Source organism: Streptomyces pratensis (genome assembly GCF_016804005.1).
GTDB lineage: Bacteria > Actinomycetota > Actinomycetes > Streptomycetales > Streptomycetaceae > Streptomyces > Streptomyces pratensis_A.
The window spans coordinates 1,823,760-1,835,853 of the sequence record NZ_CP051486.1 but is presented as its reverse complement, the minus strand read 5'-3'; the positions used below and the strand labels follow the sequence as shown (position 1 = coordinate 1,835,853).

Here is a 12,094-nt window from a genome sequence, read left to right as displayed (position 1 = left end):
GTCAAGACCTCTGGCGGTGCCTCAGCCGCCGCCCCGGGCGCCCGCGGCCTCGTGCAGGGCGAGCTCCAGGAGGGCCGCGTCGGTGAGCGTCCCGGATCCGTCCGGCGGGATCAGCCATCGCACCCGGCCCACGGTGCTGCCCGGCCGGGGGACGACGATCCACGCCCCTTCGCCGACGCCGCGGATGCCGGTCCCGATCCAGCGGGCCGCCGTCCCCGGGGCCACGAAGAAGCCCATCCTGGAGTCGCCGAAGTCCGCGAGAACGGGCCCCGGCCTGTCGATGAGCCGGGTGAGCACATCGAGCGTCGGGTGACCGAGCCCGCCCGGGACGATCAGCACGTCCCAGCGCCTCCCGGCCGGAAGGAGCGCCATTCCCTGCGGGTTGCGCTCCCACTCCCTCCGGCAGGCACCCGGATCCGGTGCCACCGATGTGAGCCATACGACCGCGGCTTTCGCCCCCGTGACGGCCATGAGCTGCCCTCCCTGTCCCTGCGGACACCGACAGGGTCCTGTCGGTGCGTTCACGGGAGAGAGAGGGCAGGGCCCGGATCATGACGCGGGTTCGGCTGCCGATCGGCAGTGAGCTGGGTCACCCGGGGCGTGGCGGTCCGAGCCGGTCCGCCCGGACTCAGCTGTCGAAGCCGAGCCCCAGCCGGTCCATGGTCCGCAGCCACAGGTTGCGGTGTCCGCCATGGCTGTCCGCCCGGGCGAGGGACCTCTTGGTGAGTTCGATCCCGGCCCAGGCGAACGGCTCGGGCGGGAAGGGCATCGGCTTCGATCGCACCATGCCGAGCGCGGTCCGTCCGGTCTCCTCGCCCGACAGCAGGTCGAGCATGACCTCGGCGCCGAAGCGCGTGGCTCCGACGCCCAGTCCGGTGTATCCGGCGGCGTACGCGACCCGGCCGCCGTGCGCCGTGCCGAAGAACGCGGAGAAGCGGGAGCAGGTGTCGATCGCACCGCCCCAGGCGTGGCTGAAACGGACACCGGACAGCTGCGGGAAGCACTCGAAGAACTGCCCGGCAAGCTTCAGGAACGTCTCCGGCCGCTGGTCCAGCGAGGGGTTCAACCGCCCGCCGTACGGATAGACGGCGTCGTACCCGCCCCACAGGATCCGGTTGTCCGCGGAGAGCCGGAAATAGTGGAACTGGTTGGCGCTGTCCCCCAGTCCCCGACGGTTCCGCCAGCCGACCGAGGCGAGCTGTTCCCCGCTCAGGGGCTCCGTCATCAGCGCGTAGTCGTACACCGGGACCGTGTACGGGCGAACCCGCCTCACCAGCGACGGAAAGATGTTCGTGCCGAGAGCGACGTCACGGGCGAACACCCTGCCGTACGGGGTGCGCACCGCCATGCCGGCGCCCGACCGGGCGAGTTCGAGGCCGCGGGTGTTCTCGTAGATCCGTACGCCCAGGCCGAGGCAGGCCTCTTTCAGGCCCCAGACGAGCTTCGCCGGATGCAGCATGGCCACACCGCGGCGGTCCAGCAGGCCGCCCAGGAACGTCGGCGAGTCCACCTCGGCGCGCACCTGGTCCCGGTCCAGGAGCTCCAGTCCGGTGAAGCCCAGCTCCTGGGTCCTGCGGTGCCATGCCCGAAGCTCCTCGAACTGGTGGGGCTGCGTCGCCACGTCGATCTCGCCGGTCCGCTCGAAGTCGCAGTCGACGGAGTAACGGGTGACGGCCGCCTCGATGGCGTCGAGGTTCCGCGCGCCCATCTCCTCCAGCGTCCCGATCTCGTCCGGCCAGCGCTCCAGACCGTTGGCCAGGCCATGGGTCAGCGACGCCGCGCAGAATCCGCCGTTGCGGCCCGAAGCGGCCCAGCCCACCTCGTGGCCCTCGACGAGGACGACATCGCGCCCGGGGTCCCGTTCCTTGGCGGTCAGCGCGGTCCACAGTCCGCTGTAGCCGCCACCGAGGACGAGGAGATCGCACCGTTCGTCGCCCGTCAGCGCGGGACGGGCTCCGGGCCTTCCGGGGTCGTCGAGCCAGTACGACAAGGGGCGCGCGTCCGAGAGTGAGTGCGCGGCGTCACGCATGGCATCCGGCGCCATGGTTTCCAACTCCTTCGGGTTCTACTTTCCCGCATTGCTCTTGCGCCGGTTCGCGACGATCTGTCCGGCGAGGACCACCGTCACGGCGATGACGAACATGGCCGTGCCGATGACGTTGATCTGCACGGGCGTTCCGCGCTGGGCCGATCCCCAGACGAACATCGGGAACGTCACCGTGGATCCCGCGTTGAAGTTGGTGATGATGAAATCGTCGAAGGAGAGCGCGAAAGCGAGCAGCGCTCCCGCGGCGATTCCCGGGGCGGCGATCGGGAGGGTCACCCGGACGAAGGTCTGCACGGGGCCCGCGTACAGATCGCGGGCGGCCTCCTCCAGTTTCGGGTCCATCGACATCACGCGTGCCTTGACGGCTGTCACCACGAAGCTGAGACAGAACATGATGTGCGCGATCAGCACGGTCCAGAACCCGAGTTCGGCCCCCATGTTCAGGAAGAGCGTGAGCAGCGAGGCGGCCATGACGACCTCGGGCATCGCCATCGGCAGGAAGATCAGTGAGTTGACCGCGCCGCGGGCCCGGAAGCGGTAACGGACCAGCGCGAAGGCGATCATCGTGCCGAGCGCGGTCGCGCCGACGGTCGCCCAGAGGGCGATGCGCAGCGAGAGCGAGAGCGAACCGCAGAGGTCGGCGACGCCGCAGGGGTCCTTCCAGGCGTCCAGGGAGAACTCCTGCCAGGCGTAGTTGAAACGCCCTCCTGGCCTGTTGAAGGAGAACACCATGACGACGACGTTCGGCAGGATCATGTACGCGAGGGTCAGCAGACCGGCGAGCACGACCAGGTTCCGGCGGATCCATCGGAGTACGGGCATCAGACCAGGTCCTCCGTCCCGGAGCGGCGGATGTAGACGGTGACCACGAGCAGGACGACCGCCATGAGGATGAACGAGAGCGCGGCGGCCGTCGGGTAGTCCAGCACCCGCAGGAACTGGCTCTGGATGACGCTGCCGACCATCTTGGTGTCGGTGGAGCCGAGGAGTTCCGCGTTGACGTAGTCGCCGCTCGCCGGGATGAACGTCAGCAGCGTGCCGGAGACGACCCCGGGCATGGACAGCGGGAGTGTCACCTTGCGGAAGGTGGTGGCGGGGGTGGCGTACAGATCGCCCGCGGCCTCGTGCAGCCGGCCGTCGATCCGTTCCAGCGAGGTGTACAGCGGCAGGATCATGAACGGCAGGAAGTTGTACGTCAGTCCGCAGACGACGGCCATCGGGGTGGCCAGGACCCGGTTGTTCTCGGTCCAGCCGAGCCAGGCGGTGACGTCCAGGACGTGCAGGGTGTTCAGCACGTCGACGACCGCGCCGCCGTCCGCGAGGATCGTCTTCCAGGCCAGCGTTCGGATCAGGAAGCTGGTGAAGAACGGCGCGACGACCAGCACCAGTACCAGGTTGCGCCAGCGTCCCGCCTTGAACGCGATCAGATACGCGAGCGGGTAGCCGAGCAGCAGGCACAGGAGCGTGGCGGTGCCCGCGTAGAGGAGGGACCTGATGAACTGCGGGTAGTAGTCGGGGAGGGCGTCCCAGTACGTCCGGAAGTGCCAGGTGACCTCGAAGCCCTTCTCCAGGGATCCGGTCTGCACGGAGGTCGACGCCTGGTAGACCATCGGCAGTGCGAAGAAGACGAGCAGCCACAGGATGCCGGGCAGCAGCAGCCAGTAGGGGACGAGCCGCCTGCGCGTGGACGGTTTGCGGACCTCGGCCTTCGCGGAGGGCGCCGGTGGCGCTCCGGTGACGCTCACGCCACTTCCTCCAGGCCTTCCGCGCCGGCTCCGGCGTCGATCGACTGGGCGGCGTCGAGTCCGAAGGTGTGCTCGGGATTCCAGTGCAGGACGACGTCGGCGCCGGGGACGAGGCGGGTGTCGCGCTCGATGTTCTGCTCGTAGACCTGGAGTGCCGTGCCGGCCGGGCTCTCGACGACGTACTGGGTGGAGACGCCGATGAAGCTGGAGTCGGTGATGCGGCCGGTGACCCGGTTGCGGCCGTCGGGTATCGCGTCCGCGTCGTCGGTGTGGGTCAGGGAGATCTTCTCGGGGCGGACGCCCACGAGCACCTTCCCCCCGCTCCGTGCGGGGGACGAGCAACGCCCGCCGGGCAGCCTGAGCTTCCCGCCGCCGGCCGCGACGACGACGTCCGCCCCCGTGGACACGATCTCTCCCTCTATGAGGTTGGAGGTGCCGAGGAAGTTCGCCACGAAGGTGGTCATGGGGTTCTCGTACAGATCTGCGGGGGCGCCGAGCTGCTCGACCCGGCCGCCGTTCATCACCGCGACGGTGTCGGCCATGGTCATGGCCTCCTCCTGGTCGTGGGTGACGTGGATGAACGTGATGCCGACCTCGGTCTGGATCCGCTTGAGTTCGAGCTGCATCTGGCGGCGCAGTTTGAGGTCGAGGGCGCCCAGAGGCTCGTCGAGGAGGAGGACCTGGGGGTGGTTGATGAGCGCGCGGGCCACGGCGACTCGCTGCTGCTGGCCGCCGGAGAGCCGGTGCGGCTTGCGTCGGGCGAAGTCGCCGAGCTGGACGAGGTCCAGCATCTCGCCCACCTGCTTCTTCACGGACTTGACGCCTCGGCGGCGCAGCCCGAAGGCGATGTTCTCGCTGACGTCGAGGTGCGGGAAGAGCGCGTAGCTCTGGAAGACGGTGTTGACGGGCCGCTTGTAGGGGGGCAGGCCCGTGATGTCGCGGCCGCCGAGCGAGACCGTGCCGGTGGTGGCGTCCTCCAGGCCCGCGATCATGCGCAGGGTGGTGGTCTTGCCGCAGCCGGACGCGCCGAGCAGCGCGAAGAAGGAGCCCTGCGGGACGGTGAGGTCGAGGGGGTGCACTGCGGTGAAGGAGCCGTAGGTCTTGCTGATCCCGGTGAGACGGACGTCGCCGCCCGCTGCCTGCTGCTGTGTCATGGGTCGCGGTCCCAGGGTGTCGGAGGAGGTCGGGAGGTGGACGGGCCGGTCAGGCGCCGATGAGCTCGGCGAACTTCTCCTCGTACGCCGTCTCTTCCTCGGAGCTGAGGGAGCGGAATGACCGTGACTTCGCGGCCATCGCCTTGTCGGGCAGGATCAGCGTGTTGGACGCCATCGACTCGTCGATCTTCGCGAGCTCACCGGCGACACCGTCGACCGGGCAGACGTAGTTGATGTAGGCGGCGAGCCGGGCCGCGACGGGGAGCTCGTAGTAGTAGTCCATGAGCTTCTCGGCGTTGGTCTTGTGCCGTGCGTGCGCCGGGACCAGCATGTTGTCGCTCGACGTGATGTACCCGGCGGACGGGATCGAGAACTTGATCGCCGGGTTGTCGGCCTGGAGCTGGATTATGTCCCCCGCCCAGGCCACACAGGCCGCGATGTCGCCCTTGCTCAGGTCCGCGGTGTAGTCGTTGCCGGTGAAGCGGCGTATCTGCTGGGTGTCGACGCCCTTCTGCATCCGGCCGACGGCCGCGTCGAAGTCGGCGTCGGTGAACGACCCCGGGTCCTTGCCCATGTCGAGGAGCGTCATGCCGACCGAGTCGCGCATCTCGGAGAGGAACGAGACCTTGCCCTTGAGCCGGGGATCGTCCAGCAGCTGGGTGATGGAGTCGACCTTCCGGCCGCCGGTCGCCTTCTCGTTGTAGGCGATGACGGTCGGGATACCGGTCCACGGGTAGGAGTAGGCACGTCCGGGATCCCAGTCGGGTGTGCGGAACTGGGCCGACAGGTTCGCGAAGGCGTGCGGGAGGTTCGCGTGGTCGAGCTTCTGTGCCCAGCCGAGCCGGATGATGCGTGCGGCCAGCCAGTCCGTCACGATGACGAGGTCGCGGCCGGTGTCCTGGCCCGCTGCGAGCTGCGGCTTGATCTTCCCGAAGAACTCGACGTTGTCGTTGATGTCCTCCGTGTACTTGACCTTGATCCCGGTGCGTTTCGTGAAGGCGTCCAGGGTCGGACGGCTCTTCCCGTCCTCGCCGACGTCCATGTACTCGGTCCAGTTGGAGAAGTTGATCTGCCTCTCCGCCGCCGAGCGGTCGTCGGAGGCCGCGGCGCCCCCTTCCCGCTTCGCGGGCGGTATCCCGCACGCGCTCAGCGCCCCGAGACCGCCGAGCGCGAGGGCTGCCGTGCCCGACGCCCGGAGAAGCGAACGGCGGGTGAGGGCGCCCCGGCCGTCTCTGAGGCTGCGCCTCATGGCTGCCAGCTGCGGCGCGGAGAGGCGCTCGGGCTCGTACTGCTCCATACGCGTGTGCCCTTCCGGGTGGGTGGGGCCGCCGGCCGGCGGCCGCTGCTATCGGTCCCCGAAAACGGTGCGGTGCCAGTCCTTCCTGGCCACCGCGGTGTTGTCGTACATGACGTGCTTGACCTGCGTGTACTCCTCGAAGGAGTACGACGACATGTCCTTGCCGAAGCCACTGGCCTTGTATCCGCCGTGCGGCATCTCGCTGATGATCGGGATGTGGTCGTTGATCCACACGCAGCCCGCCCTGAGCTCTCGGGTGGCGCGGTTGGCCCGGTACAGGCCGGTGGTCCAGGCGGAGGCGGCCAGTCCGTAGGGGGTGTCGTCGGCGAGGCGGATCCCCTCGTCATCGGTGTCGAAGGGCAGCACGACGAGCACCGGACCGAAGATCTCCGAGGTGACGATCTCGCTGTCCTGGGCGGCATCCGTGATCAGGGTCGGCAGGTAGTAGGCGCCGTCGGCGAGTGCGCCGCCGGGAGCCTCGCCGCCGGTGACGACGGTCGCGTAGGAGCGGGCCCGGTCGACGAAACCGGCGACCCGGTCGCGCTGCCGGTGACTGATCAGCGGGCCCAGGTCGGTCGACGGGTCGAAGGGGTCGCCGAGCCGCACGCTCTCCATCAGGGCGGCGACCCCGCTCACGAACGCGTCGTACAGGGGGCGCTGCACGTAGGCGCGGGTGGCTGCCGTGCAGTCCTGGCCGGTGTTGATGAGGGCTCCGGCGACCGCTCCGTGCACGGCGGCGTCGAGATCGGCGTCGTCGAACACGAGGAAGGGCGCCTTGCCGCCGAGCTCCAGGTGCAGGCGCTTGCCGGTGGAGGCGGCGAGCGTGGCGACCCGCCTGCCGACGGCGGTGGATCCGGTGAAGGACGTCATCACGACGTCGGGGTGGCTCACGAGGTGCTCGCCCGCTGTCTGCCCGGCACCGGAGACGATGTTGATCACACCGTCGGGGAGGCCGGCCTCCGTGGCCGCCTGGGCGAACATCAGTGAGGTCAGCGGGGTGATCTCGGCGGGCTTCAGCACGATGGTGTTGCCGGCGGCGACAGCCGGGAGGACCTTCCAGGCCGCCATCTGGAGCGGGTAGTTCCACGGTGCGATCGAGCCGATGACCCCGAGGGCCTCACGGCGCACGTAGGAGGTGTGGTCGCCGCTGTACTCGGCGGCCGCCTTGCCTTCGAGGTGGCGGGCGGCACCGGCGAAGAACGAGGTGTTGTCGACCGTGCCGGGTACGTCGAACCCGGTGGAGAGTTTGACGGGTTTACCGCACTGCAGGGATTCGGCGTACGCGAAGTCGTCGGCCTGGCCGGCGAGTACGGCGGCGAAGCGGTGCAGCGCCTCCGACCGTTCGGCCGGGGTGAGCCCCGACCAGCCGGGGAAGGCCTCGCGGGCCGCTGACACGGCGGCGTCGACGTCGTCGGTGCCCGCCAGTTCGTAACGGAGGACCGTTCCGCCCGTGGCGGGGTCGACGACGTCCTGATGGTGTCCCGATGTGCCGGGGCGCAGAAGTCCGCCGATGTACTGCGCACCGCCGGCGAAGCGGTCCTGCACCTGGAAACCGTTGCGCATGACGCTCTCCTCCGCTGCCCCCTGACCGGGGGCGGCGTAGCTTCTTGTCGAATTGAGAGCCGATCCTGACAGAGGGCACCTCCACCAACAAGTGATTCCGTTGTTTCCTTTTGGTTACGCGACGGAATCTGTCGACGATGTGTCTCGTACGTACGGAAAACCCTGTACTGACTGTCAGTGGCGGATGCCAGACTCGGCTGCCATGGGACAGGAACACATGGACGGCCTCCTGGCGCGCACGGCACGCGGGGAGAACGTGAAATACCTGCCGTTCTGGGGGCACCGGCCCCGCTCGGACGGCCGGCTCGGGGAGAGTTGCCTGAGTCAGTGGTGGCCGGCGCCGTTCACGGTCGGTCCGGTGACCTACGCCTCGGCGGAGCACTGGATGATGGCCGGCAAGGCGCGGCTCTTCGGGGACGCCGGCGCGGAGGCCCTCGCCGTGGCGGCGAGCAGTCCGGCGGCGGCGAAGAAGGTGGGCCGGCTGGTCGAGGGCTTCGACGACGACGTGTGGGCGCGGGAGCGGTTCGCCCTGGTCGTCGCGGGCAGCGTGCACAAATTCGGTCAGGATCCCGCGCTGCGGGCGTACTTGCTGGGCACCGGCGAGCGCGTGCTCGTCGAGGCCAGTCCGATGGACCGGATATGGGGTATCGGGCTCGCCAAGGACGATCCGCGCACCGCGGACCCCGCTTCCTGGCGTGGGCTCAATCTGCTGGGCTTCGCGCTCATGGAGGCGCGTGCGCTGCTGCGCGCGGGGTGACACGGCGCGTGGCCGGGCCCGGGCACTCCTGCCCCGGGCCCGGCCACGGGTAACCGTCCACCACGGTCAGCGGGAGGTGCCGACCACCAGTGACGTGGCGTACGGGTCGTCGTAGTCGTAGTCACTGCCCGACTCGTCGTTGGCGACGGCCCAGATCAGGAACCCGAGGAAGATCGCGCTGATGACGATCGAGACCGATCCCAGAATGATCCCGGCGAGCGCCATGCCCGCGTTGGTCGCCTCGCCCCGCTTGGCGCGGCCCCGGCCGATGATGCCGAAGATCAGGGCCAGGATGCCGAGGATGATGCCGAACCCCCACATGCAGAAGCCGACCACCGCGATGATGCCGAGGACCATCGCCGCGATCCCCAGCCCGTTCGCGGGCGCCGGGCCCCAGGGCTGCTGGCCCCCGTAGCCGGGGTACCCGGGGTAGCCGTACGACGCCGAGGGCGCGACCGGCGCGGCCGGGTAGCCGTACGACGCCGAGGGGCCCGCGGGAGCTGCCGGGTAGCCGTACCGGTCGGGTTGCCCCGGCCCGTTCGGCCCGACCGGCGGTGCGGGCACCGAGGGCTGCTGCGGTCCGAACGAACCCCCGGGCGCGGGTATGGGCCCGGTGCCCGCGTCGGCACCCGGCATGGACGTGACCGTGGGCTGGTCGTGCACCGCGGGCGGGGCGGCGTCCGCCGGCTGCTTGCCCAGCTCGACCCTGTTGTCCGGCGGAGCCCACGGATCGCGCGGCGCGCCCTCGCCCCCGGGCTGCTGTGTGTTGTCTGACATGGGCCTCCCCCATCGTGGTCCCGCCATGCTACGGCCCGGCATCCGGCCGCAGGGCCCCGCCTACGATGATCGGTGCAGCCGGTACGCCCGGCCGAGAACAGAGATCCGGGAGTATCCGATGAACGATCTGCACCCCTTCATCGCGGGGCTGCCCAAGGCCGAGCTCCACGTCCACCACGTCGGTTCGGCCTCGCCCCGCATCGTGGCCGAACTGGCCGCCCACCACCCCGACTCCAAGGTCCCCACGGACCCGGAGGCGGTTTCGGACTTCTTCACCTTCACCGACTTCGGTCACTTCATCGACGTCTACCTCTCGGTGGTGGATCTGGTCCGCACCCCCGAGGACGTCCGGCTGCTGACCTTCGAGATCGCCCGGGACATGGCACGGCAGAACATCCGCTACGCGGAGCTGACCGTCACCCCGTTCAGCTCGACGCGCCGGGGTATCCCGGAGCAGGGCTTCATGGAGGCCATCGAGGACGCCCGCAAGGCCGCGGAGACCGAGCTCGGGGTCGTGCTGCGCTGGTGCTTCGACATTCCGGGCGAGGCCGGTCTCGAGGCCGCCGAGGAGACGACCCGGCTCGCCGTCGACCTGCGGCCCGAGGGCCTGGTCTCCTTCGGTCTGGGCGGACCCGAGGCGGGCGTGGACCGTCCGCAGTTCAAGCCCTACTTCGACCGCGCGATCGCCGCGGGTCTGCACTCCGTCCCGCACGCCGGGGAGACCACGGGCCCGGGAACCGTGTGGGACGCGCTCACCGAGCTGCGCGCGGAGCGCATCGGCCACGGCACCAGCTCCACGCAGGATCCGAAGCTGCTGGCCCATCTCGCCGAGCACCGCATCGCCCTGGAGGTGTGCCCGACGTCGAACATCGCCACCCGGGCGGTCACGGACATCGACCGGCACCCGATAAGGGAAATGGCCGAGGCCGGTGTGCTCGTCACGGTCAACAGCGACGACCCGCCCATGTTCGGCACCGACCTCAACAACGAGTACGGGGTGGCGGCCCGGCTGCTCGACCTCGACGAGCGCGGTCTGGCGGGGCTGGCGAAGAACGCCGTGGAGGCCTCGTTCCTGGATCCGGCCGGCAAACGGAAGCTGGCTGCCGAGATCGACACGTACACGACGAACTGGCTCCAGGCCCCGGGGCGCTGATCCCACCGGTCAGAATGGCCCCATGACCACCACCGTCACCGCCGTGGCACATCGCGGCGATCCCTACCGTGCCCGCGAGAACACCCTCCCCTCGATCCGCTCAGCCGTGGACCGGGGGGCGGACGCGGTCGAGATCGACGTCCGCGTCACCCGGGACAGGACGCCCGTGCTGCTCCACGACTCCACACTGGAACGCCTGTGGGGCCACGACATCCGCATCGACCGCCTGGACCACGAGGAGTTGACGGAGAGGACCGGCGGCGGGGTGCCCACCCTGCGGGAGGCGCTGTCCGCCGCCGGCGACCGACGCGTCATGGTCGACCTGCCCGGCGCGACCGACGCGTCCGTGCGGGAGATCGTCGGTGTCGTGCGGGAGTGCGGGGCGCGGGACCGCGTCTACTACTGCGCGGACACGCACGCGATGCTGCGGGTGCGGGCCGCGGATCCGTCCGCCGAGATCGCGCTGACCTGGACGACTCTCGCGCCTCCGCGCCCCGTCCTGCTCGAAGCGGTGCGGCCGCGCTGGCTGAACTACCGTTTCGGGCTGCTGACCCGCGAGCTGGCCGACCGCGTCCACTCCGATGGCCTGCTGGTCTCGGCCTGGACGGTGGACACCCGGCGCACGATGCGCCGGCTGCTCGCGTACGGCGTCGACTCGGTCACCACCAACCGGATCGACGCGCTCCGGGCGCAGCTCGCCAACTCCCTTTCGAGTGAGGCCTCTTGATCGGTCCGGCATCATGGGCGGTCCGTACCGTCCGTGATCCCAGGAGCTGACGTGACCGAGCCCGGCCGACGAACCGCGCCCTCCCGTGTCCGTGCCGACATCGCCCACAACGCCCGGGTGTGGAACTACTGGCTGGGCGGCGGTGACAACTACCCCGTCGACCGCGCGGTGGGCGAACGGGTCACCGGCATGTATCCGAGCATCGGTGAAGTGGCCCGCGCGGACCGGGCGTTCCTGGGCCGGGTGGTGCGCCATCTGGCCGGTGACGTGGGGATCGGCCAGTTCCTCGACATAGGCACGGGGCTGCCGACCGCGGACAACACCCACGAGGTCGCCCAGCACACCGCGCCCGACGCACGTGTGGTCTACGTCGACAACGACCCGATCGTCCTGGCGCACGCGCGCTCCCTGCTCACCAGCTCACCCGAGGGCTCCACCGAGTACGTCGAGGCGGACGCCCGGGATCCGGAGCGGATCCTGCGCGCCGCCGGACACACCCTGGACCTCGGGCGCCCGGTCGCGGTGATGATGCTCGGCATCCTGAACTTCGTCCTGGACACGGACGAGGCCCGGGGCATCGTGGCGAAGCTGATGGACGCCCTGCCGTCCGGCAGCCATCTGGTGCTGACCCATCCCACGCTCGAGCTGGGCGGCGAGGGCAACGAGGCGGCGATGCGCTTCTGGAACGAGAACGCCACCCCGCCGATCACCGCCCGCAGCAGCTTCGAGTTCGCCTCGTTCCTCGACGGTCTGGACGTCCTGGAGCCGGGCGTCGTGTCCTGCTCCAGGTGGCGGGCGGGCTCCGCCGGGCGGACCCCCGAGGTGGCCCAGTTCGGCGCGGTGGGCCGGAAGCCCTGAGGCGGAGAGCCCGATT

12 protein-coding genes are annotated in these 12,094 nt (G+C 69.9%); 4 read left to right on the top strand and 8 right to left on the bottom strand.

Annotated features, from left to right (window positions below; all coding sequences use genetic code 11):
• Window positions 1-21: 21 nt before the first annotated feature.
• The 7 genes from HED23_RS08225 to HED23_RS08195 form a co-directional block, all read right to left on the bottom strand.
• Window positions 22-471, bottom strand: a complete 450-nt coding sequence (locus HED23_RS08225; RefSeq protein WP_203182746.1) for a hypothetical protein — start codon at window positions 469-471, stop codon at window positions 22-24.
• Between the two features lie 157 nt (window positions 472-628).
• Entirely contained in the window at window positions 629-2,044 is a 1,416-nt protein-coding gene (locus HED23_RS08220; RefSeq protein WP_203182745.1) for an NAD(P)/FAD-dependent oxidoreductase, read from the bottom strand.
• A gap of 21 nt (window positions 2,045-2,065) precedes the next feature.
• Window positions 2,066-2,869, bottom strand: a complete 804-nt coding sequence (locus HED23_RS08215; RefSeq protein WP_203182744.1) for an ABC transporter permease — start codon at window positions 2,867-2,869, stop codon at window positions 2,066-2,068.
• The gene (locus HED23_RS08210; protein WP_203182743.1) at window positions 2,869-3,792 is read right to left on the bottom strand and encodes an ABC transporter permease; all 924 of its coding nucleotides are present in this window, start codon (window positions 3,790-3,792) and stop codon (window positions 2,869-2,871) included. The genes HED23_RS08215 and HED23_RS08210 overlap by 1 nt, the downstream gene beginning before the upstream one ends.
• Window positions 3,789-4,946 (bottom strand): ABC transporter ATP-binding protein, encoded by a 1,158-nt coding sequence (locus tag HED23_RS08205; protein WP_203182742.1) that lies wholly within the window; start codon window positions 4,944-4,946, stop codon window positions 3,789-3,791. The genes HED23_RS08210 and HED23_RS08205 overlap by 4 nt, the downstream gene beginning before the upstream one ends.
• Before the next feature lie 49 nt (window positions 4,947-4,995).
• The gene (locus tag HED23_RS08200; RefSeq protein WP_203182741.1) at window positions 4,996-6,243 is read right to left on the bottom strand and encodes a polyamine ABC transporter substrate-binding protein; all 1,248 of its coding nucleotides are present in this window, start codon (window positions 6,241-6,243) and stop codon (window positions 4,996-4,998) included.
• 48 nt (window positions 6,244-6,291) lie between these two features.
• Window positions 6,292-7,806, bottom strand: coding sequence for a gamma-aminobutyraldehyde dehydrogenase (locus HED23_RS08195; RefSeq protein WP_203182740.1), 1,515 nt, complete (start codon window positions 7,804-7,806; stop codon window positions 6,292-6,294).
• 217 nt (window positions 7,807-8,023) lie between these two features.
• Between HED23_RS08195 and HED23_RS08190 the strand changes: the two genes are divergently transcribed.
• On the top strand, window positions 8,024-8,563 hold the full coding sequence (locus HED23_RS08190) for an NADAR family protein (protein WP_386468656.1): 540 nt from the start codon (window positions 8,024-8,026) through the stop codon (window positions 8,561-8,563).
• A 66-nt stretch (window positions 8,564-8,629) separates the two neighbouring features.
• On the opposite strand, the gene HED23_RS08185 is transcribed toward HED23_RS08190, so the two are convergent.
• Window positions 8,630-9,340 carry a DUF4190 domain-containing protein gene (locus HED23_RS08185; protein WP_203182738.1) on the bottom strand — a complete coding sequence of 237 codons (711 nt, stop codon included), beginning with the start codon at window positions 9,338-9,340 and terminating at the stop codon, window positions 8,630-8,632.
• Window positions 9,341-9,458: 118 nt separating this feature from the next.
• On the opposite strand from HED23_RS08185, the gene HED23_RS08180 reads away from it, so the two are divergent.
• Genes HED23_RS08180 through HED23_RS08170 form a run of 3 tightly spaced genes read left to right on the top strand, consistent with a single transcriptional unit; the run spans window position 9,459 to window position 12,078 of the window.
• Window positions 9,459-10,493, top strand: coding sequence for an adenosine deaminase (locus HED23_RS08180; protein ID WP_203182737.1), 1,035 nt, complete (start codon window positions 9,459-9,461; stop codon window positions 10,491-10,493).
• Window positions 10,494-10,515: 22 nt separating this feature from the next.
• Complete coding sequence (locus HED23_RS08175; protein WP_203182736.1) at window positions 10,516-11,220, top strand: glycerophosphodiester phosphodiesterase; 705 nt, start codon at window positions 10,516-10,518, stop codon at window positions 11,218-11,220.
• Between the two features lie 51 nt (window positions 11,221-11,271).
• Entirely contained in the window at window positions 11,272-12,078 is an 807-nt protein-coding gene (locus tag HED23_RS08170) for an SAM-dependent methyltransferase (RefSeq protein ID WP_203182735.1), read from the top strand.
• Window positions 12,079-12,094 lie beyond the last annotated feature (16 nt).

Coding starts and splice junctions, on each gene's coding strand:
- HED23_RS08225 (WP_203182746.1), bottom strand. CDS start 471: ATGGCCGTCACGGGGGCGAAAGCCGCGGTCGTATGGCTCACATCGGTG.
- HED23_RS08220 (WP_203182745.1), bottom strand. CDS start 2,044: ATGGCGCCGGATGCCATGCGTGACGCCGCGCACTCACTCTCGGACGCG.
- HED23_RS08215 (WP_203182744.1), bottom strand. CDS start 2,869: ATGCCCGTACTCCGATGGATCCGCCGGAACCTGGTCGTGCTCGCCGGT.
- HED23_RS08205 (WP_203182742.1), bottom strand. CDS start 4,946: ATGACACAGCAGCAGGCAGCGGGCGGCGACGTCCGTCTCACCGGGATC.
- HED23_RS08200 (WP_203182741.1), bottom strand. CDS start 6,243: ATGGAGCAGTACGAGCCCGAGCGCCTCTCCGCGCCGCAGCTGGCAGCC.
- HED23_RS08195 (WP_203182740.1), bottom strand. CDS start 7,806: ATGCGCAACGGTTTCCAGGTGCAGGACCGCTTCGCCGGCGGTGCGCAG.
- HED23_RS08190 (WP_386468656.1), top strand. CDS start 8,024: ATGGACGGCCTCCTGGCGCGCACGGCACGCGGGGAGAACGTGAAATAC.
- HED23_RS08185 (WP_203182738.1), bottom strand. CDS start 9,340: ATGTCAGACAACACACAGCAGCCCGGGGGCGAGGGCGCGCCGCGCGAT.
- HED23_RS08180 (WP_203182737.1), top strand. CDS start 9,459: ATGAACGATCTGCACCCCTTCATCGCGGGGCTGCCCAAGGCCGAGCTC.
- HED23_RS08175 (WP_203182736.1), top strand. CDS start 10,516: ATGACCACCACCGTCACCGCCGTGGCACATCGCGGCGATCCCTACCGT.